14 protein-coding genes are annotated in these 21,977 nt (G+C 68.8%); 6 read left to right on the top strand and 8 right to left on the bottom strand.

The features are described 5' to 3' along the window. The first annotated feature begins 67 nt into the window (after positions 1 to 67). From NQU55_RS18720 to NQU55_RS18730, 3 genes are all read left to right on the top strand, one after another. Entirely contained in the window at positions 68 to 3,658 is a 3,591-nt protein-coding gene (locus NQU55_RS18720) for an ALF repeat-containing protein (protein ID WP_256790865.1), read from the top strand. Positions 3,659 to 4,182: 524 nt separating this feature from the next. Beyond that, entirely contained in the window at positions 4,183 to 5,559 is a 1,377-nt protein-coding gene (locus NQU55_RS18725) for a trypsin-like serine protease (protein WP_256790866.1), read from the top strand. 347 nt (positions 5,560 to 5,906) lie between these two features. Then, positions 5,907 to 7,343: an FG-GAP-like repeat-containing protein gene (locus tag NQU55_RS18730; RefSeq protein WP_256790867.1), complete on the top strand. Its 1,437-nt coding sequence runs from the start codon at positions 5,907 to 5,909 to the stop codon at positions 7,341 to 7,343. 96 nt (positions 7,344 to 7,439) lie between these two features. On the opposite strand, the gene NQU55_RS18735 is transcribed toward NQU55_RS18730, so the two are convergent. After that, a complete protein-coding gene (locus tag NQU55_RS18735) occupies positions 7,440 to 8,180 on the bottom strand; it encodes an ALF repeat-containing protein (protein WP_168096668.1) in 741 nt (246 codons plus the stop codon). A 338-nt stretch (positions 8,181 to 8,518) separates the two neighbouring features. Here NQU55_RS18735 and NQU55_RS18740 point away from each other — a divergent pair, with 338 nt between their 5' ends. Further along, positions 8,519 to 9,031, top strand: coding sequence for a hypothetical protein (locus NQU55_RS18740; protein ID WP_256790868.1), 513 nt, complete (start codon positions 8,519 to 8,521; stop codon positions 9,029 to 9,031). Positions 9,032 to 9,151: 120 nt separating this feature from the next. On the opposite strand, the gene NQU55_RS18745 is transcribed toward NQU55_RS18740, so the two are convergent. The 3 genes from NQU55_RS18745 to ngcE all read right to left on the bottom strand — a co-directional run bounded on the left by NQU55_RS18745 (position 9,152) and on the right by ngcE (position 12,636). Next, entirely contained in the window at positions 9,152 to 10,105 is a 954-nt protein-coding gene (locus tag NQU55_RS18745; protein WP_256790869.1) for a carbohydrate ABC transporter permease, read from the bottom strand. 1 nt (position 10,106) lies between these two features. Then, a complete protein-coding gene (locus NQU55_RS18750; RefSeq protein ID WP_168095216.1) occupies positions 10,107 to 11,024 on the bottom strand; it encodes a carbohydrate ABC transporter permease in 918 nt (305 codons plus the stop codon). A gap of 166 nt (positions 11,025 to 11,190) precedes the next feature. After that, positions 11,191 to 12,636, bottom strand: a complete 1,446-nt coding sequence (gene ngcE / locus NQU55_RS18755; RefSeq protein WP_168095217.1) for an N-acetylglucosamine/diacetylchitobiose ABC transporter substrate-binding protein — start codon at positions 12,634 to 12,636, stop codon at positions 11,191 to 11,193. 744 nt (positions 12,637 to 13,380) lie between these two features. Between ngcE and NQU55_RS18760 the strand changes: the two genes are divergently transcribed. Beyond that, entirely contained in the window at positions 13,381 to 17,202 is a 3,822-nt protein-coding gene (locus NQU55_RS18760) for a GH92 family glycosyl hydrolase (protein WP_256790870.1), read from the top strand. Between the two features lie 119 nt (positions 17,203 to 17,321). Further along, a complete protein-coding gene (locus NQU55_RS18765; protein ID WP_168092116.1) occupies positions 17,322 to 18,377 on the top strand; it encodes an FG-GAP repeat domain-containing protein in 1,056 nt (351 codons plus the stop codon). A 90-nt stretch (positions 18,378 to 18,467) separates the two neighbouring features. On the opposite strand, the gene NQU55_RS18770 is transcribed toward NQU55_RS18765, so the two are convergent. The 4 genes from NQU55_RS18770 to NQU55_RS18785 form a co-directional block, all read right to left on the bottom strand. After that, the gene (locus NQU55_RS18770) at positions 18,468 to 19,658 is read right to left on the bottom strand and encodes a serine hydrolase domain-containing protein (protein WP_168092117.1); all 1,191 of its coding nucleotides are present in this window, start codon (positions 19,656 to 19,658) and stop codon (positions 18,468 to 18,470) included. Positions 19,659 to 19,729: 71 nt separating this feature from the next. Beyond that, complete coding sequence (locus tag NQU55_RS18775) at positions 19,730 to 20,974, bottom strand: zinc metalloprotease (protein ID WP_168092118.1); 1,245 nt, start codon at positions 20,972 to 20,974, stop codon at positions 19,730 to 19,732. A 99-nt stretch (positions 20,975 to 21,073) separates the two neighbouring features. Further along, positions 21,074 to 21,418: a hypothetical protein gene (locus NQU55_RS18780; RefSeq protein WP_168092119.1), complete on the bottom strand. Its 345-nt coding sequence runs from the start codon at positions 21,416 to 21,418 to the stop codon at positions 21,074 to 21,076. Positions 21,419 to 21,457: 39 nt separating this feature from the next. Further along, a complete protein-coding gene (locus tag NQU55_RS18785; protein ID WP_168092120.1) occupies positions 21,458 to 21,727 on the bottom strand; it encodes a hypothetical protein in 270 nt (89 codons plus the stop codon). Positions 21,728 to 21,977: the final 250 nt, after the last annotated feature.

Consider the following 21,977-nt stretch of genomic DNA (forward strand, 5'->3'; position numbering starts at 1 on the left):
CTTGCCGCTCACCGGAAAGGCACGGAAAGAGCATCCATGACAGAGCGTCACCTCCCGGACGCTGGCTATGCTCACGCCGCCGAAGTGCGGCGATTTGCAAGTGGCCAGGAAGAAGCGACTGGTGAGAGAGAACCTCTTCTTAACGAGAAGCAGGCACAGACGGAAGCTCGGCTTACGTACCCTGAGCCTCGGCGTACTGCCTTGTGCGCTTCTCGCAGGTTTGCTCGGGAACTCCCCGGCAGCAGCGGACGAAGCTACGGATCCGGCGACCGATCGCGGCCGTGTCGTCCAGTTGTGGACGTCGGGCGGTCCCGCGGTCAAGGCGGCGGCCGAGGCCGCGCTCATGGGTACCGATGACGATGTCCGCAAGTTCCTCGGCAGCGAAAAGGACTTCGCCGAGTACACCGACGACCGCGCCGATGCGACACGCATGTTCATGGCCGGCGGCGTGACGGTGCGTGAGGTGGCCCACGAAGCGCTGCGCTCCGGTTCGAAGGAGAAGTTGCGCGCCTTCCTGAAGGATGGTTGGAAGGCACCGTTCGAGACGGATATGCGGATCCGTGTCACACAGATCATGGAGTCGGACGGCCCGGCGACCAAGGAGGCCGCTCAGACGGCGCTGCGGGGCTCGATCGACGACGTCCGCAAGTTCCTCAACCAGGGCCAGTACACGACTCGCATCAATGACGACCGCCTGAAGGTCACGCAGATCATGAGCGCGGGCGGTCCGGCGACCAAGGAAGCCGCGAAGGTCGCGCTCCGGGGGTCGGCGAACGACATCCGCGAGTTCCTCGCGGTCGGACAGAACATCGCTCGTTCCCGTGACCAGGAGCGCGCCACTGCAGCTCAGCTGGCTCAGCAGGCCAAGGAGGCGGGCGAGGTCGCCAAGCAGCAGACGGCTGCCGCCAAGAGCGCCTCGGCGCGTGCGGTGAAGGCGTCCGAACTGGCGAAGGAAGACGCGAAGAAGGCCGCCGAGGAGACGAAGGCGGCCGGCAAGGACGCCGGGCGGGCGGCCGGCTGGGCACGGAGTGCGGCGCAGTCCGCGAAGGGTGCCGCGAGTGCCGCGCAGGAGGCCATAGGCGCGGCTCAGGCGGCCAACTATGCGGCACGCATGGCCGCCAACGCCGCCGCGAACGCCGCTGCCGCGGCTTCGGCTGCCGCCTCGGCGGCGGCGCGGGCCCGAAACGCGGCGGCAGACGCCGCCTCGGACGCAGGAATGGCCTCAGCCGCCCGGCAGGCCGCCGAGGAAGCGGATGCGGCCGTGCGCGCGGCTGAGGCGGCGGAGAAGGTCGCCGGACAGGTCGAGGCGGCGGCCCGGGCCGCCGGCGTCGCTGCCGACGCGGCGCTCAGTGCCAGTGCCAACGCGGACGAGGCGGCGAACGCCGCCGACGAAGCCGGTGGTTACGCCGGGGCGGCCGGGGCCGAGGCCGCCCAGGCCAAGGCATGGGCGGCCAATGCCCGCACCCAGGCGCGGGAGTCGCGCAGGGCCGCCGTCGCGGCGCGGGACCTGGCCTACGAGGCCGCAGGCGCTGCCGGCGAGGCACGTCAAGCCGCACACTCGGCCGCCGATCACGCCAAGCAGGCAGCCGCAGCCGCGCGGCGGGCCGCGGAGCACGCGGGCGAGGCGACCACAGCCGCGAAGGAGACCTCGGAGCACGCCACTGCGGCGAAACAGGCTGCCGACAAGGCATCGGATGCGGTCGCCACGGCCAAGAAGGTCCACGACGTCGCGGTGAAGATCGAGGCCGAGGAGCTGAAGGCCAGGACCGCGGCCGGGATCGAGACGGCCCGGGCCGAGAAGAAGGCCCAGGAGTTGGAGGTCGCGAAGGCGGATCAGGCGGCCAAGACGGCCAAGGACCTGGATGCCGAAGCCACGCGCCTCGTCGACGAAGCGCTCAGGCCCGGAACGGATGCCGAGGAGATGATTGCCAAGGGCCGCAAGGTCGCGGTCCTGGCCCTCAAAACCCGTGGTTCGTGGGGCCAGTCGGCAGCGAAGTCCGCACTGGCCGGTTCGGATGAGTCGATGCGTAGTTACCTGCGCAGCGGTTGGCAACAGGCCGCCGCGGAGGACCAGCGCGCAAGGGTCGAACGCCTTGCGAGCACCAGTGACGTGGAGAACGTCCGCACGGCGGCAGCCGCAGCGCTCAAGGGTGATGCGAAGCAGATCAGCGAGTTCCTGAGCACTGGCCAGTACAACGTGGCACTGACCGACTACCGCATCCGCGTGACACAGATCATGGGAAGCGGCGGCCAGGAGCTCAAGAGCGCCGCTCAGGCCGCTCTGCGCGACGGCTCTATCGGCAAGCTCCGCTCCTTCGTCGATGAAGGCCAGTACACGGCCCAGGTTGCAGACGACCGGATCACCGCCACCCGGCTACTCGGCAGCGACGGCGCCGAGACCAAGGCAGCGGCCAGGATCGCCCTCGAGGGAACCGACAGCGCCTTGCATGACTTCGTGGAGTTCGGTCAATACTCGACAGTCCGACGGGATCACCTGACGGCCACGCATGTCGCCACGATCCAGCAGCTCATCGCCGAGGCAGCTGGGGTCGCTGCGCTCGCGCAGAAGAACGCCGCTGAAGCCGCCGTCGTTGCGGTCAAGGCCAATCAGGCCGCCGATCAGGCCAAAGCCTATGCCGAGAAGGCCGCCAAGGTGGCCGGGGAAGCCAAGACCTACGCCGATCAGGCGCGCGGGTTCGCTCAGCAGGCCGAGACCTCGGCAGCAGACGCGCTCAAGTCGGCGCGAGTTGCCGACGCGGCGGCAACAGCGGCCGAGCACGATGCCGACGAAGCCGCGTATTCAGCGACACGCGCCGACATCTCCGCCGTCCAGGCGACGGCATCGGCCAACGCGGCCTATTCCTACGCTGATGCGGCCCGGACCTCCGCCACGACCGCAGGCAAGGATGCCGCAACCGCCGAGGGCGCCTACCAGGACGCCTACAAGCACTACCGCTACCTGCAGATCCAGGAGGAGGAAAAACGACGCCAGGAGCAGGAGAAGCTGTGGAAGGAGCGCGAGAAGCTCCCGGTGGAAGTGCGGATGCAACTCGCCATGATGACGACGACGGATATCACGGATCCCGAGGGCAAGCCCGGGCCGTTCATGACGGGGCTGCAATGGCTGACCGGCTTCGGCGGGGAGGACCACACGGAATACGGCCCTGATGACGAGTTCACCAAGCAGCTTCGCAAGGATCATTCGATGGACGTCGTCCGCAAGAGAATTCGCGAGGAGGTCGGCGCGGGCAGAAACACCCCGGACCCCGACCGCAGCCACGGTTACAATCTCCTGAAGGAGGAGGGCTGGACCCGGCCGATCGACGACGCAATGGATGTATTGACGCTGGGCGGTTCCGCGTGGGTGGTCAGGAAGTTCTCCCATGGCCGTTACGGCAGCACAGGGAACCTCTTCATCGGCTCGTACAGCTACAAATTCATCGTGGTCTCACGAGATGAGAAGACGAGTACTGCGCAGGTGAAGATCACCATCGAGAACGAGACGAGCCTCAACTCCTTCATGCACCCTCCCATTCCGGGATTGAACGGGTTGTGGGACAAGTACATGGCGGACAAGGTCAACGGCTTTGCCAACTGGCTCGGTCCGGCAAGGACCCGGTCACAGTCCTTCTCTTGGACCGAAGCCATGGACTACTGACAGTCTTCCGGTCGAAGGACACGGCGGCCCTACGGCCAGGCGAGCGAGGGGAATCAGCATGAAGGGCGACCAGGCCGACAGTTCGCGGAGTATTCAAGATGAGATGGATGGACCGGCACACCCCAGACGGTTTGCATTACCGTTGGGGCTCGCTGCGATCTTCGCTTGGTTCATCTACATCACATGGGTTTTCGCGCCGCTTCTCGCTGCAGCAAGCCTGGTGTGCGCCGTTCGCGAGTTCCGCGGGGCCCAGCGCACGGGATATCGACACAAAAGGGCGATCTGGGGGCTCTGCGTAGCCTGCCTGGCCGTAATCGCCAGCGCCTTCGGGTGCTACGGCCTGGCAACCCTGGGCGACTAGTAGGCGCAGAATACGGCTTCGATACCCGGCGCACACGCAGCAACCATCTATCGGTAGGGCCCACCCTGTAGACCCTGCCATATATTCGAACAAGAAAGAAATAAGAATGTCTGACAGACGTCCACGCGCCGCGTGGTTTGCCATCATGGCTTTAACTGCAGTCATGGCCAACACCCTGACGGCGACCTCCGCGCACGCCGTCGTCGGCCAGCCTGCGAATGACTCGTTCGCCTTCACCGCAAAGCTCGACATCGGCGGGAAGCACAGCTGCTCGGCAGCTCTCGTTTCGCCGCAGTGGCTGGTCACCGCCGCCAGTTGCTTCGCCGACAATCCCGCTGAGAGCCTCAAGCTCCCCGCCACGATACCCAAGACGATCGCCACCATAGGTCGCGCCGACCTGACCGGGGAGACGGGCAGCGTCGGGGAAGTCCTGGAGCTCGTCCCCCGCGAGGACCGGGACCTGGTACTGGCCAAGCTGGCCAAACCGGTCAGCGGGATCGCCCCGGTGAACCTCGGCGTCAATATCCCGCTCGCCGGCGAGGACCTGTGGGTCTCGGGCTATGGCCGTACCGGGACCGAGTGGATCCCCGACCGTCTGCACTACGCGAAGTTCTCCGTGAGCACCGTGAAGGAAGTAACGGTCGACTATTCGGCAAAGACCCAGGGCGCCGCCATCTGCCAGGGGGACAACGGTGGCCCGGCCTTCCGGGACATCGGCGGAAAGTTCGAGCTGGTCGGCGTCAACAGCCGTTCCTGGCAGGGTGGGTGCTTCGGCACCGACGAGAAAGAGACCCGCACCGGCGCCGTCGGCACCCGCGTCGACGACATCGAGAAGTGGATCCGCGGAGTCGTCTCCGTCCCGACCCCGCAGCCTGCGAGCGACGTTCCGGGGGACGCCGATGTCGACTTCGACGGTGATGGCAAGGCCGACTACCTCGTCGTCGAAGACAACGGCGCCGTCCATGCATGGCTGAACAGGGGCGGCGACACCCGTGGCGGCTGGAGCGATTACGGCATCGTCGCCAAGGGTGCCGGAGCACCCGGCAGCAAGGTCCGCTTCGCCGACATCAACGCCGACGGCAAAGCCGACTACCTCATCGTCGAAGACAACGGCGCCGTCCGCGCCTACATCAACGACGGCGGCGACAACCGCGGCGGCTGGACCAACTACGGCACCATCGCCAAGGGCGCCGGAGCACCCGGCACCAAAGTCCGCTTCGCCGACATCAACGGCGACCGCAAAGCCGACTACCTCATCGTCGAAGACAACGGCGCCGTCCGCGCCTACATCAACGACGGCGGCGACAACCGCGGCGGCTGGACCAACTACGGCACCATCGCCAAGGGCGCCGGAGCACCCGGCACCAAAGTCCGCTTCGCCGACATCAACGGCGACCGCAAAGCCGACTACCTCATCGTCGAAGACAACGGCGCCGTCCGCGCCTACATCAACGACGGCGGCGACAACCGCGGCGGCTGGACCAACTACGGCACCATCGCCAAGGGCGCCGGAGCACCCGCAAGCAAGGTCCACATCTGACCTCGCCTCTTCTTCCGTCTCGATCCGCCGGATCATCCGGCAGATGTGACAGAGCCCCGCGCCGCCGAACCGGCGCGGGGCTCCGCCTTCGTCCCGGCTGCTTCCCGATCCCTCAGCAGCCCTCATGGAAAGTCCCCGGCACGATGTCCCGTACTCACCCGCGTCGTCACTCCGTAGCGCGGCTTTTCGTTCCCGCACTGGCTGCCGCACTGGCGACGAGCCTGGCGGCGGTCGCAGCGGCCACGCCCGCCGCCGCAGTTCCCTCGCCGCCGGCTGCGGAGGCCGCCCCGGCCGGCCCGATTGCCCAGGCCGCCCCGCAGAATTGGAAAGTTCCGCGTCTCGCGGTCATGCCCCTGGGAGACTCGATCACCCGGGGCGCCGGTAGCTCCACCGGCGACGGTTATCGCATCGCCCTGCACGACAAGCTGGCCGCTCACGCCGGCTCCCTGCGGTTCGTGGGCTCAGTGCGCACCAACGGTGCGGAACACGAAGGCCACTCGGGCTGGCAGATCTCCGATCTCTCCGAGAACATCGAACGCTGGCTCCCGGCGGCAGACCCGAACGTGGTCCTCCTCAACATCGGCACCAATGACATGGACCGCAACAATGACGTGGACGGCGCTCCCGCCCGGCTCGGCCGCCTGATCGACCAGATCACCCGTGCGGCGCCCGAGATGACAGTGCTGGTCTCCTCCCTCGTCCCATCACAGTTGGCGGATGTGCAGAAGCGCGTCGAGAAGTTCAACGCCGAAGTTCCGGGCCTGGTCACCGAGCGACGGAACAAGGGCTTCAAGGTGGGATACGTGGACATGGGTGCCGTGACCGTCCCCGACCTCAACGACCGTCTCCACCCCAACGACAGCGGCTACGCAAAGATGGCGACCGCCTTCTACGAGGGGCTGGAACGCGCAGCCGGCAGCGCCTGGGTGCGCGAGCGCGTGGACATCAAGCCCGCCCCGCCCCGTGAGGCCCCGCTGGGCGACTACCAGGTGGACTTCAACGGCGACGGCAAAGCCGACTACCTCGTCCTCGAAGACAACGGCGCAGTGCGCGCCTGGATCAACGACGGCGGCGACGGACAGGGCGGCTGGTCCGACTACGGCATCGTCGCCAAGGGTGCCGGAGCACCCGGCAGCAAGGTCCGCTTCGCCGACATCAACGGCGACCGCAAAGCCGACTATCTCGTGCTCGAAGACAACGGCGCCGTCCGCGCCTACATCAACGACGGCGGCGACAACCGCGGCGGCTGGACCAACCGGGGCGTCATCGCCAAGGGGACCGGCGCCCCTGCAACCAAGGTCCGCTTCGCCGACATCAACGCCGACGGCAAAGCCGACTACCTCGTCCTCGAAGACAACGGCGCAGTGCGCGCCTGGATCAACGACGGCGGCGACGACCAGGGCGGCTGGACCGGCCAGGGCCGCATCGCCGCCGGCACGGGAGCACCGAGCGCCAAGGTCCGCTTCGCCGACATCGACGGCGACCGCAAGGCCGACTACCTCGTCCTCGAAGACAACGGCGCAGTGCGCGCCTGGATCAACGACGGCGGCGACGGACAGGGCGGCTGGACCGCCCGGGGCCGGATCGTCTCGCGCACCCCGGTACCCGGCGCCGGCATCCGCTTCGCCGACATCGACGGCGACGGCAGGGCCGACCACCTCGTCGTCCACGACAACGGCGCCGTCGACGCCCTGGTGAATCCGGGCGGTGACGGCCGCGGTGCATGGGCCGACCACGGCCGCATCGCCACCGGTGCCGGCCCCGGTTTCCGGGTCCGCATCTAGCCGGGGATGGCAGGGACACCTGGCAAGAGGCACGCATGAGTGAAGCCCAGCCACGGCGTGGCTGGGCTTCTCGTCATTCACCGGGCCTTCGAACGATTAGCGTCGGCCGCCTGCCTTCTCGTCCTTGTCACGGGCTTCGTATTGGCCGGTCTCGAGGAAGCGGACACGATCCTCAGCAGTGCCCTTGAGCGCTGCCTTCCCGGCTTCCTTCACCGCGGGGCCACCATAGGAAATGACCCGCGCGACCAGAACCTGGTTGTCGATGTCCCGCTGCTGGAACTGACCGACCTCAAGGAAGCGGACGCGATCCTCAGGGGTCCCCTTCAGCGCCGCCTTGGCGGCCTCCTTCACCCCGGGACCGCCGATAGAGACGTACCCCGCGATCAGAACCTGGTTGTCGATGTCCCGCTGCTGGAACTGACCGACCTCGAGGAAGCGGACACGATCCGCGGGAGTTCCCTTCAGCGCCGCCTGACCCGCCTCCTTCACCCCCGGGCCGCCGGTGGAGACGATGCGCGCAATCTGAACTCCGTTGTCCTTGTCCCGGGCCGCATACTGACCGCGCTCCAGGAACTCGCGCATCACCGCGGCATCGCCGTCGAGCGCCTTCTTGGCGTCATCGCCCAGCGCGGAACCCGGCCGCGCGACGCTGACGATGCCCTGGATCTCGGCCCGGTCCTTCTCGGCCCGCTGGTCCTTGCCCGCAGGCTCTTCACCCTGCTGTCCGGCGGACTGCTGCGCCGCGGCGGACTGAGCGGACGGGGACGGGGCAGCAACGGTTGCGAAGGACGGCGCGGCGAACAGGACTGCCGGAACGACAGCAGCGGCGGTGGCCATAGCGGCGATTCGGGTTAACTTCACGACAGGACCCACTCTTTCCCTACATCTGACTTTCTGTACACCTGCCAACTCTAGGAGTCACGAGGAACTTCAGTCCACCGAATAGAAGTCCGATACGCGGCTCGGCCGGCTCCGTGTCGCCTTCATGCCGGCCTGACACACCGGAGCCCGGGGTCACCGGCACGTCATACATCGCATTTGACGCCTAGCGCACCACATTACGCATTCGTGTGGTTTGGTGCCGATAGGTCACAGATGGCTGTCTTTCCTTCGACATCGTGGTTCAACCGGGGTCGTGTGACGACGCGGCCCATCGATGAGTGAAGGGCGATCCGATGCGAAATATTGCGCGTGCGGCGCTGGTGGTCCTCTGTGCGACCGGTGCTGCGCTGCCCGTCGTCCCGGTGGCGCAGGCGGCGTCTGCGGCACCTCTCGACTGCCGGTACGTCTACTCCCACGGGCGTCCCGGGCCCAGTGGGGAGAGCAGAGGCAGCGGCGTCTACGACGAGGGGGACCGTGACGCCGAGGGCCGCGTCTGTCACAACGGCTGGTGGGTGCACCCGTACGAGATCCACCGTCACGACGACGACCACCACGGTGACGACCACCACCGTGGGGACGATCACCGCGGGGATGGCGACCACGGCTGGAACGACGACCACCGCTGGGACGGCCACCGTGATGACGGCGACCACCGTCACGACGGCGACCACCGTCACGACGGCGACCACCGCCGGGACGACGACCACCGTCGTGACGATCACCGCCACGACCGCGGCGACCGTCACGACAACGACCACCACCACGGCGATCACCACGGCGACCACGACTACGGGCGACGCTCGTAGCCGCTCGGGCGCCGGACAGCAGCAGGCCGTCCCCCGGTGTCCGCGGTGTCCGCGAGCGCCGGGGGACCGATTCCCCGCCGGGCCGGCTCACCCCTGCTTCGGCTGCTTCGGCTGCTTCGGCTACTTCAGCGCCCCCGCCGTGAGCCCCGCCTGCACCTGCCGCTGGAAGACGATGTACGCCGCCAGCACCGGCAGCATCGCGATGACCAGGCCCGCGAAGAGGCCCGACCAGTCGCCCTTGTAGCCCTGGCTGACGGCCAGCGCCACCAGGCCCTGCGGCAGCAGCTTCTTGTCCTCGTCGCCGACGTTCAGGACCGCCGGCAGCAGGTACTGGTTCCACTGGCCCAGGAAGTTGAAGATCCCGACGCTGATCAGGCCCGGCTTGGCCATCGGGAGCATCACCTGGAAGAAGGTCCGGGTGTGCGAAGCCCCGTCGATCATCGCGGCCTCGGCCACCGAACCGGGCAGGGTGCGGAAGAAGCCGCTGAGGAAGAAGATCGTGAAGGGCAGCGAATAGGCGATGTAGACCAGGATCAGTCCGTGGTACGTGTCCAGCAGCTGCATGTTCTTCAGGACGAAGAACAACGGCACCAGCGCGAGGATCACCGGGAAGCTCATCCCGCCCACGAACAGGTAGTAGACGAAGCGGTTTCCCGGGAATTCGAAGCGCGCCAAGACGTATGCCGCCATGGAGCCCAGCAGCATCGTGCCGAAGAGGGAACCCGCTACCACCACCACCGAGTTCATGAAGTACTCGCTCATGTGCGCCTGCGACCACGCCCTCGACCAGTTGTCGAAGTGCAGGCTCGTGGGCAGCGCCCAGGGCGACGTGAAGATGGCCTTGTCGTCCTTCAGGGCGCTCATCACCGCCCACAGCAGCGGCAGCGTGACCATCAGGGCCCACAGGATCAGCACTCCGTGCGAGAAGACGTTGAGGACTCTTCCCTCGGTGCCGATGCGATCCCCGGATCCGGTACGAGCCTCCGGCGAGCCCGTCGCCCGGCCCGTCGCAGGGCCCGTCGCCCCGCCCGGGACCTTCCCCTCCACTGCGCTTTCGCTCTCTGCGGCGCTCATCTCAGAACTCCAGCCGTTCGCGCCGGCCCAGCTTCATCACGATGCCGGCGAAGATCATGGTGACGATGAGGAGGGCGACGCCCAGCGTGGTCGCGTATCCCGCCTGCCCGTCGCGGAATGCCTTCGTGTAGAGGAAGTACGCGAGCACCTCGGTCGAATAGTCCGGTCCACCGGGGCCGACGGTCATGATCTGGACGACCGCGAAGCCGTCGAGCGCCATGATGCCCATGTAGACCCAGCCCGTCTGGACGGTGTCCCAGAGAAGCGGGAGCGTGATCCGGAAGAACGTCTGGAGGCGGTTCGCACCGTCCAGCAGCGCCGCCTCGTAGAAGTCCCTGGGAATGGAGCTCATGCCGGCCGAGAAGAGCACCACGTAGAAGCCGACGTTGCTCCACACCATCACCGCCATCACGCACCACAGCGCGAGATCCGGGTCCCCCAGCCAGTCCGGCCGGACGGAGTCCAGGCCCACCGCGTCCAGAAACGAGTTCAGCGCGCCGCTGTTCGGGTTGTACGCGAACTGGAACAGCAGGGCCACGATCGCGATCGACAGCACCTGCGGGAAGAAGTAGACGACCTTGTAGAAACCGGAGCCGCGGACGCCCGCCACCGCCGCATTCTTCCTCCTCCGCCCGCCCACGTTCAGCATGAACGCGAAGAAGAGCCCCAGGCCCAGCGTCACCAGCGGCAGGACCAGCAACAGCAGGACGTTGTGGCCGACGGACTTCCAGAACACGTCGTCGGCGAACATCTTCCGGTAGTTCTTGAACCCGACCATCTTGAAGTCGGGACTCAGTCCGGTCCAGTCCGTGAAGGAGTAGTAGATGGCCTGGAGGAACGGCGAGATCACGAACACCGCGTAGATCGCCAGGGGTACGACCAGGAACCCCACGATGAACCGGTACTTGCCGTGCTGCATTGCTTTCGACCCCGATCTCCCGCAGATCTCCGCAGACGTCCCGCAGACGCGGAGCGGCGGGCGGGCACGTGGCCACGCCGCCGCCGGTGACCTGACCTGAGCTGACCTGAGCTGACCCGAGCTGACCTGAGCTGACCCGAGCTGACTTGAGCTGAGCTGACCTGAGCTACTTATGCCGGTACTTCTTGATCGAGTCGTCCGCGCGGGCCTCGTCCGAGAACTTCTGGATCTTCGCGACCGTCTCGTCCGGGGTCATCCGGCCCGCCATCATCTCGCCCAGCGCGGCCACGCCGATCTTCTCCTTCTGCAGCGCGGTGTACCAGTCCCCGATCCGCGGATTGATCACGTTCTGACCGGCCTTGGCGAGGACCTCCTGCGAGGAGCTGAGGCCCGGAGGCAGGGAAAGACCCTCCGTACCGCCGTTCAGCGACGTCAGCGACGAGACCTGCTTGATGAAGTTCTGCGAGGACTTCTTACCCAGCATGATGCGGAGCAGTTCCATGCCGCCCTGCGGGTTCTTGGCGTTCTTCGGGACGATGAAGGGCTCGCCGCCCGAGGCCCAGATCGTGCCGAAGGGCATCTTGTCGCGCTTCGCGTCCAGGCTCGACGGCGCCCCGACCGCCATCTTGAAATCGGCGGGCGTCGTCTTCTTCGACTCGTTCTCCACCCACGATCCGTTCGGGATGAACAGCGCCTTGCCCTGGTTCCAGGCCGTCTGCGCCTCGATGTGGGTGAGGCCGGGGGTGCCCTGGAGGATGTAGCCCTTCTTGTAGAGCTCGTAATAGGCCTCGAAGGCGGCCTTGACGGCCGGGTCCTTCCAGGCGTTCGGCTCCAGGTTGTCGATCCGGTCGATGACCTCTTTCCCGCCGATCTTCGCGATGAACGGGTAGAGGCTGAAGGGGAGGTAGTACGGGTGCTTGCCGGGGTACGTCCAGCCGGCGATGCCCTTCTTCTTCGCCTTCTCGCAGACGGCGAGCATCTCGTCCCACGTCTCGGGGTACTGCGCGTCCAGCTTCTCCAGATTGGTCTTCGAATACCAGACGCCGTAGACGGTGTAGGCGTAGAAGAGGACCCAGGTCTCCTGGCCGTCGAACTGACCCATTTCCACGACACCCGGCCGCAGCGTGTCCCGCACCTTCTTCGACGGGTCGTCGATCGACGGCGCGTCCAGCAGGGCGTTCAGATCGGTCAGCTGCTTCTTCCCCACCAGGGTGCCCATGTCCATCTGCTTGGCACCGGAGTTGTCGATCAGGTCGGGCGGGGTGCCGCCGTTGAAGCGGGGCTGGAGCTGGGTCTGGATCTCCTGCGTGGCGGCGTGCTGGACCTTGGCCTTCGGGAACGCCGCCTTGTACTCGGCCTCGGCGTCCTTGGCGTACTGCTGGCCGAAGCCGCCGTCGAAGATGACGACGTCGAGCGGGGCGGACTCGTTGACCGCGAGCGGGTTCTTCTCGCTCTTCGTGCCCTTGTCGACCTTGTTGTCGCTGTCGCCGTCGCCGCTGGCACAGGCGCTCAGCACGCCCATCGACGGCACCGCGATCAGGCCCAGTGCAGCCGCTCTCCTGATCAGGTCGCGCCGGCCGAATTCCCCTGTGGATCCCGTGCTCGATCCCATGCTCAAGTCCTCGCCTTCTCCAGGACTCAGGCGGTGCACCGGTACTTCCCCTTGCTCACAAGAGTTGACGAAGGGCCCGACACCGCGGGTCAGTTGAAGCTGGGTGTGCAGGAAGTGCTGGGTATACAGGAAGTGCAGGAAGTGCAGGAAGTGCAGGGCGTACAGGAACTGCTGGACGTACAGGAATTACCGGACGCGCAGGAACCACTGGAAGTGCTGAACGGGACGCCCGGCGTGCTGGAGGTACGCGCACCGGAAGCGGTGACGTACCCGCGGCGTTCTCCCCCCGCCGCTCCTCGCCGCTTCCCCGCCGCACTCCCCGGGTCCGCCGTGGCGGCCCTCAGGACCTCCCCGGTAGCCGACAGGTATAGTCCACTTCTCATCAACTGGGCAAGATCAGAAGCAGGTTTGAGCTTCAGTCTTTCCCTAGTTGAGACCTCCCCGCGGCACGAGGCCCCGCCCGCCCGCGACCCCGTACGACCCCGTACGACCCCGTAGGACCACAGGACCCCGTACGGCCACGGGCAACCGCGACACCAACCCCGGGACCCTTGACACCACCCGCCTCTCACGCCCTACTTATCTCTGCGCGACTCACTTGACAACGTTGTCGGTTTCGTTGGGAGACTTGAGATGCGGCAGGGCAGGCAGCGGCACGGACTCCGGCACCGATGGCCCAGTCTCACCCGTTCGCTCACGCGCCCCCTCGCCTCCCTCCTCGCCTTCCTCCTGGCCTCCAGCCTCATGACGGCCATTCAGGTGACTCGCCCCCACGCCGCCCACGCAGCGCCGGCCACCCCTTCCTTCGCCTCCTCCTTCGAGCCGGGCCAGCCGCAACCCGACTGGCGCAACACCGTCGAGACCGCCCCCGGCGGGCACAAGCGGTCCTCCGGCATCGACGGCAACGACGAGCGCGGCATCCCCGGCAACGTCACCGACACCGTCACGGCCGTCCGGGCAAGCGGGGAGAACGCGGGCTCGGGCGAGGTCAAGGAGAACCTCTTCGACGGCGAGAGCACGACCAAGTGGCTCGACTTCGAGAAGGCGGCCTGGCTGGAATTCGAGCTCTCCGAGCCGGTCACCGCCGTCCGCTACGCCCTGACGTCCGCCAACGACTCCCCCGGCCGCGACCCGCGGGACTGGACCCTCCAGGGCTCGCAGGACGGCCGGAACTGGACGCCCCTCGACTCCCGCAAGGGCGAGACCTTCGAAAAGCGCTTCCAGACCCGCGAGTTCTCCTTCCTCAACTCCACCCCCTTCCGGCACTACCGGCTCGACATAGCCCGTAACAGCGGAGCGGACATCACCCAGCTGGCCGAGGTGCAGCTGGCGCCGTACTACACCGGCCCGCCGCCGCCCTCCGACATGCGCAGCTACGTCGACAGCGGCCCCCCGGGCTCCCCCACCGCCAAGGCCCGTGCCGGCTTCACGGGCACCCACGCCCTGCGCTACGGCGGCGTGCACCAGAGCAGGGACCGCGCGTACTCGTACAACAAGGTCTTCTCGATCGGGGGCGGCGGCCTGCGCGTGACCGCGAAGACGGTCCTGTCGTACAAGGTCTTCCCGTCCATGCCCGAGGTCGACCGGCGCTATCCGGCCACGCACGTCGCCCTGGACCTCGCCTTCACCGACGGCACCTATCTGAGTGACCTCGGCGCGGTCGACCAGCACGGTGCGCCGCTCACCCCGCGGGGGCAGGCCGAGTCCCGGACGCTCTACGCCAATCAGTGGAACAACAGGGAGTCGCGCATCGGCGCCGTCGCCGCGGGGAAGAGCGTGGCGCGGGTGCTCGTCGCCTACGACTCCCCGTCCGGTCCGGCGAAGTTCCGCGGCTGGGTGGACGACGTCTCCCTCGCCCCCGCACCCGCCGAGCGGCCCCCGGCGCACCTGGCCGACTACGCCGTGACGACGCGCGGAACCCACTCCAGCGCGAGCTTCTCGCGCGGCAACACCTTCCCCGCGACCGCCGTCCCGCACGGCTTCAACTTCTGGACGCCGGTGACGAACGCGGGCGCCATGGACTGGCTCTACCAGTACGCCGCCGCCAACAACGCCGACAACCTCCCCACCATCCAGGCGTTCAGCGCGAGCCATCAGCCGAGCCCCTGGATGGGCGACCGGCAGACCTTCCAGGTGATGCCGGCCGTGGTGCCGCGCACCGCCGCCGGCACGGACCCTCCCGGCACCGGGCGCACCGCCCGGGCCCTCCCCTTCCACCACACCAACGAGACGGCGCGCCCCCACTACTACGGCGTCACCTTCGACAACGGCCTCAAGGCCGAGATCGCGCCCACCGACCACGCCGCCGTCATGCGCTTCACCTATCCGGGGGACGCCACCGACACCGCCGCGCTCGTCCTCGACAACGTCCGCAACCAGGGCGGCCTCACCCTCGACCCCGGGAGCCGTTCCTTCACCGCCTGGTCGGACGTGCGCAGCGGGCTGTCCGTCGGCGCGAGCCGGCTCTTCGTCTACGGCGTGCTCGACGCGCCCGTCACGGCGAGCGGCAAGCCGGGCCCGGGCGGCGAGGACGGCACGACGGGCTACCTGCGGATGACCCCCGGCCGGGACCGCACCGTCACCCTGCGCATCGCGACCTCCCTCATCGGCACCGAGCAGGCGAAGGCCAACCTGGAGCAGGAGGTCCCGGAGGGCGCGGGCCGCGCCGCCTTCGACCGCGTCCACGACCGCGCCCGCGCCGCGTGGGACGCCGTCCTGGGCCGGGTCGAGGTCGAGGGCGCGACCCGGGACCAGCTCACCACGCTCTACTCGAACCTCTACCGGCTCTACCTCTACCCCAACTCCGGCTTCGAGAACACCGGCACCCGGGCCCGCCCGCGCCACCGCTACGCGAGCCCCTTCTCGCGCCCGGAGGGCGAGAGCACACCCACCCGGACGGGAGCGCGGGTCGTCGACGGCGAGGTGTACGTCAACAACGGCTTCTGGGACACCTACCGCACCACGTGGCCCGCCTACTCCCTCCTGACCCCCAAGCAGGCCGGCCGGCTCGTCGACGGCTTCGTCCAGCAGTACAAGGACGGCGGCTGGATCTCGCGCTGGTCCTCCCCCGGCTACGCCGACCTGATGACGGGCACGAGCTCCGACGTGGCCTTCGCCGACGCCTACGCCAAGGGCGTCTCCTTCGACGCGGAGGCGGCCTACGAGGCGGCGCTCAAGAACGCGACGGTGGTGCCCACGCAGCCCGGCGTCGGGCGCAAGGGCATGGACACCTCCGTCTTCCTCGGGTACACGAGCACCACGACGCGCGAGGGCATGTCCTGGGCGCTGGAGGGCTACCTCAACGACTACGGGCTCGCGACGATGGGCAAGGCGCTCCACGAGCGGACCCGCAAGGCGCGCTACCGGGACGAGGCCGCGTACTTCGCCAACCGGGCCCGCAACTACGTCAAGCTCTTCGACCCGGCCGTCGGCTTCTTCCAGGGCCGCAACGCCGACGGCTCGCGGCGGCTGCCGCCGGGGCGGTACGACCCGCGCGTCTGGGGCCACGACTACACCGAGACCAACGGCTGGAACTTCGCCTTCCACGCCCCGCAGGACACCCGCGGGCTGGCGGGGCTGTACGGCGGCCGGGCGGGCCTGGCCGACAAGCTCGACCAGTTCTTCGGCACGCCGGAGACGGGGGCGCCGGAGTTCGCCGGTTCGTACGGCGGCGTCATCCACGAGATGACCGAGGCGCGGGACGTCCGCATGGGCATGTACGGCCACAGCAACCAGGTCTCGCACCACATCGCGTACCTCTACGACGCGGCGGGGCAGCCCTGGAAGACCCAGGAGAAGGTGCGCGAGGTGCTGTCCCGGCTCTACCTGGGCAGCGAGATCGGCCAGGGCTACCCGGGTGACGACGACAACGGCGAGATGTCGGCCTGGTACCTGTTCAGCGCGCTCGGCTTCTACCCGCTGGTGATGGGCGGCGGCGAGTACGCGGTGGGGTCGCCGCTGTTCACCAAGGCGACGGTCCACCTGGAGGGCGGCCGCGACCTGGTGGTGAAGGCCCCTCGGAACAGCGCCCGCAACGTGTACGTGCAGGGGCTGCGCGTCAACGGCAAGGCGTGGCGGTCCACGGCGCTCCCGCACTCCGTCCTCGCGAAGGGGGCGACGCTGGAGTTCGCCATGGGCCCGCGGCCGTCGTCGTGGGGCAGTGGCAGGAACGACGGGCCGGGCTCGCTGAGCAAGGACTTCGAGGCGCCGGTCCCGGACGGCGACGTGACCCTGCCCGGCGTCTCCCCGCTCACCGACGACACCTCGCTCACGGAGGCCCCCTTCACCACGGCCCTGCTGCAGGTGCCGTCCGGCGCGCGCGTGACCTCCTACACGCTGACCTCGGCCGACCGGGCCAAGGCGCCCGGGGGCTGGGTCCTGGAGGGGTCGCCGGACGGCGAGCGGTGGCAGGAGGTGGACCGGCGCACGGGCGAGGCCTTCTCCTGGGACCGGCAGACCCGGGTGTTCTCGGCGGCGCGGCCCGGTTCGTACCTCCACTACCGGCTGCGGCCGGCGGACGAGAGCACTCTGGCGGAGATCGAACTATTGGGGCCGAGATCCGCATAACTGCGCCATTGACTTGTAAAGAGAGTGTGAAACGATCACGTGGATCCAGTGGCGTGCCCCTGTCAGGAGTTCCTGACGGGGGCCGTCGCTCTTCACTGAGACCCTCTTGGAGAACCCACGTGGCTCACCTTCCCGGCCGCCCGCGCTCCCGCGCGGTGCAGCGCGTCGCCACCGCGGCGATAGCCGCCGCCCTGGTCGGCACCACCGCCGGCACGGCCCTGGCCGACGGCCCCAAGTCCTCCCGCGTCACCGTCACGGCCGAGCGGGCGGCCGAGCTGCCCGCCGTCACGTCCCTCAAGCACCGCTCCGAGGCGCTGCGCGGCGAGGCGAAGTCCGGCGACTACCCGAAGTCCGGCCCCCTCGCCCCCAAGGCCCCCTCGGCCGCCCCCGCCCCGGGCCTCGCGGCCCCGCGCAAGGGCGTCAAGGCCGACGGCCCCACCGCCGAGGCCCCCTTCCTCCCGCTCAGCGCCGTCAACAACGACGACCTGTACTTCTACTGGCCCGACGGCAAGGGCGGCATCACGCCCAAGGAGTACGTCACCAACGGCTGGAACGCGATCAACTCCGCGGCCCGCGTCGACCACGACCGCGACGGCATCGCCGACGGCCTGTACGTCCGCGACAACGACCAGAACATCATCTTCGCGCCCGCGGGCGGGAACGCGAGCATCGTGGCGGACGACTGGGGCCAGTACGACCAGTTCATGTCCCCCGGCAACCTGGGCGGCGGCAAGGAGTCCGACATCCTCGTCCGCGACCGCGAGGGCGTCCTGTGGCTCTACCTCGCCTACCCGGACGGCACGCTGACCGGCCGCAAGAAGGTCGGTCCGGGCTGGGGCCAGTTCACCGAGATCGCCGGCCGCGGCGACCTGACCGGTGACGGCAAGGCCGACATCGTCGCCCGCGACAAGGACGGCGTGCTGTGGCTCTACAAGGGCACCGGCGACTACACCAAGCCGTTCGACTACAAGCAGCGCGTCGGCGGCGGCTGGAACCAGTTCAGCAAGCTGGTCGGCACCGGCGACGTCGATCTGGACGGCAGGGCCGATCTGATCGCGCGCGACAAGGACGGCGCCCTGTGGCTGTACAAGGGCACGGGCAAGGCCGCCCAGCCGTACGACTACAAGGTGAAGATCGGCAACTCGGGCTGGAACCAGTTCCGCATGATGTACTGACGCGCCGTGACGGCGTAGTGATCCGCCGCGACGCGATGTGACGTGAAGGGCCGCACCCCACCGGGTGCGGCCCTTCGCCGGTCCCGTCCCTCAGCCGCGGCCGCACGTGGCGCCGAGGGCGGCGAGCAGGAACTCCTGCCAGGCCTTCTCCACGGCCGGCGGACCGCTCACGCCCGGCACGCTCACCGTCCAGCCGAAGCTCACCTGGCGACGGCCGTCCGGGGAGCTGAAGGACATGGTGCGATAGCCGAAGCCGTTGCCCCGGTTGCCCCACAGCAGCTCGCCGGGGTTCGCGGGACACAGGTCGCCGCCGGCCATCAGGCCCTGCGTGTAGTACGGGTACTTGCCGTCCTGCTTGCGCATCTCGGCCAGCCCGGCCGGGGAGAGCAGCGTGCCGTCGGACAGCGCGCGGAAGAACCGGTTGACGTCGGCGCTGGTCGACACGACGGCGGCCGCGGCGCCCCACACCGACGGGGTGTAGTCCGTGGCGTCGAAGAGCGGCCCGCTCTCCGGCTTGATGTATCCATGCACGTGCGGCCCGCTCAGGAACGGGTTCACGGTCGGGTACGAGGTGTCGCGCATGCCGGCGGGCCGGAAGACCCGGCGCGTCAGCTCGGTGCCGAGCGAGTGGCCGGTGGTCTTCTCCACCACCAGGCCGAGCAGGGCGTAGTTGGTGTTGGAGTACGGCAGGTCCGGGCTCGCGGGGTCCGCGAGCGGCCTCTTGACCGCGTTCTTGATCAGGCTCTGCGGAGCGAAGTACCGGAACCGGTTCTTCTGATGCTCTTCGAGCGAACCGGTCGCGTACAGGTCGTCGAAGTAGTCCGGGATCCCGCTCGTGTGGTTGAGCAACTGCCGCAGCGTGATGGGCTCCTTGTAGGGGAGCACGCCCGGCAGGTGCTTCGCGACCGGGTCGTCGAGCTTCAGCCGCCCCTCGCCGGCGAGTTGCATGACGACGGTCGCGACCATCGACTTGGTCACGCTGGCGACGCGGTAGCGGTCGCCGGGGCGGGCGGACTGCTTGGTCCGTACGTCCCGCACGCCGCTGGCCCCGGACCAGCGCTGGTCTCCGACCCGTACCTCGGCGAGGGCCGCGGGCGCACCGGCCGCGGTCAGCTTGTCCAGCGCCGCCTGCAGGGCTCGGGCGTCCAGCCCGGCGGGGGCGGCGGCTGCGGGAGCGGCGCCCGCGGGGGCACTGTCCGCGGCCACGGCCGCGCCCGGCGGGACGGCGAGGCCGATGGCGAGGGCGGCCGCGGCCGCCGCCACGACGGAGCGGAGTCTCAAAGTCACACATTCCCCCAGGAGTTCGAGTCCCCTCGATCCTAGGTGATCACTCCCGGGCGCCCGCATGCGCTTCAGCCCCGCAGCGCCCCGAGGGCCAGCCGGAAGAGCGACCGCACCGGCCTCCACAGGGCCAGCGTCAGGCCCGCCACCGGCAGCGTGAGCAGGACGACCTGCAGGGCCGCCGCGATCAGGCCCAGCACCGGATAGCCGTCGGCTCCCACGTGCCCGGCCAGCAGCGTGATCGTCTGCCAGTCCGTACGGAGCAGCTGCGGCAGGTTGACCAGCACCATGCACAGCTGCAGCGTGAGGGCGGGCACCAGGAACAGGACCCACGCCGCGACCACGATCTGCGGCCACCGCTTCAGCGCCTTCAGGCGCTCGTCCTCGGGGCGGCGCAGGACGACCCGCTTCAGGATCGGCGCGATGTACTTGAACAGGTCGGGGATCCCCACCAGATCGGCCACGATGTAGTAGCCGTCGAACCGCAGCGTCGGCAGGAGCTGCTGGACCATCTCCACGTGCACGGAGAAGATCGCCACCAGCAGGAGCGGGCTCCCGGTCACGTCGTACAGCGCCAGCAGGCCCAGGACGAACAGGGCGTTGAAGTAGACCCCGCCCAGGTCCGCGCGGATGCGCCCGGCCCGGCCGAGCCGGTACGAGCTGGTGATGTCGGTGTAGAAGGCGGGCCACACCAGGTAGATGCCGCAGCCCATCGCGCCGGGCCGCACGCCGCCGTAGCGGCAGGCCGCCCCGTGGCCCATCTCGTGGAACACGCAGGAGGCGACGGCCAGGAGGACGACGAGGAGGACGTCGGCCGGGGAGGAGAGCACGGACCGCAGCGCGGCGCCCGTGTCCTGGGTCATCCACAGCCATACCTCGCCGAAGGCGAAGGCGCCCAGGGCGAGCAGGACGAGCGGGGGCCGGAACAGCCACGCGAACAGCCCGGCCAGGAACCACGTGGCGCGCTCCGGCAGGACGGCCAGGCGGAACCGGAAGGCGAGGAACGGGTCGCTCTTCCGCGCGGGCGGAGGCGGCGAGCCGTCGCTGTAGGTGGTGATGCCGAGCGGGGCGAGCTTCTTGTCGATGACGTAGACGACGTGTTCGGTGGTGAACTGCCGGCCGGTCTCCCGGCTGACCTGCTCGGCCACCCGCGCGACGGGCCGGCCGTCCAGCGCCCGCGCGACCTGGTACAGCAGAGGGGGGAGCCGGACGATCTGCCCGTCGGGCCGGCAGACCAGGTGCGGCGGCTCGCGGTAGCCGGAGTCCTCGAACTCGCCGACCAGTTCCGTGCCGGCCACCAGCGCGGGCAGCGTCATTCTGCGCTCTCCGTAGGGGGACGTCCGTGAGGGGACAGGGGGCGGGGAAGGACCGGGCGCTTCCGGCCGGCCCTTCCCCTGGTGCGTACGGGCCGTGGATCAGTGGCTGGAGACGGCGGCCGGGACGCAGTGGAGGCCGGTGGCCGGGTTCTGCGAGTGCAGGCTGAGCGAGCTCAGCAGGCCGGCCGGCTGCTGCCGGTCCACGGACTGGCAGGCCGACAGCATGGTGGTGCCGTGGTCGGAGGCGGGCGGAGCGTAGACGCCGCCGCCCGAGGCCGTCGCGGCGCTGCTGCTGGAGCTGCCGGCACCGGCGCCGGCGCCGCCGTCGCCCTCCCCGGCGGGGCCGTACGCGAGCGGGGCGGCCACGATGCCCATGACCGTGCGCTCGGGCAGGAGCTCGCCCGCGACGCCGTCGAGTTCCTCGAAGCTGATGGCGTTGTCCATTCCATTCCCCTTCTCTGATTACGGATTGCGGATCAGTGCTCAACGGGTGGAGATGGCCGCGGGAATGCACGTCGTCGTGTAGCCGGGGTCCTGGGAGGCGAGTCCCAGGAAGACGAGGAGCGGAGGACTTCCCGCGTTCTGCCGGTACTGGCAGGCGTAGGCGACCGTCGTGCCGTGGTCGGTCTTCACCATGGCCGGATAGACCGGCTGGTCGGTCCCCGCCGACAACATGCTCGACAGCGCGAGCCGTGGCGGGAGCTCCTCGCCCGAAAGGCGTTCGAGCTCCCCGAAAGTGACGGCGGATCCCATGGTTGTTCCCTCCCTAGGGGCGACATCGTCCCGGCGTCGATCCCCGCGGGAGGTTAACCAGGAGGGGAATGTCCGACACTTCGCCAACACCCCTATCACCCGGTCGAGTTACGGTTTGCCCCGTGAGGGTGCAGGGGCGAACGCGCGTACCGGGCCAGGGGCGTACACGAGGGATACAGGTCCCCGAAACGCGGAAGGGCCGCACCCCGTACGAGACGGGGTGCGGCCCTCGACCGCTCGGCTGTGCCGC

The sequence above is a fragment of the Streptomyces telluris genome, from assembly GCF_024519335.1.
Classification (GTDB): Bacteria; Actinomycetota; Actinomycetes; order Streptomycetales; family Streptomycetaceae; genus Streptomyces; species Streptomyces telluris.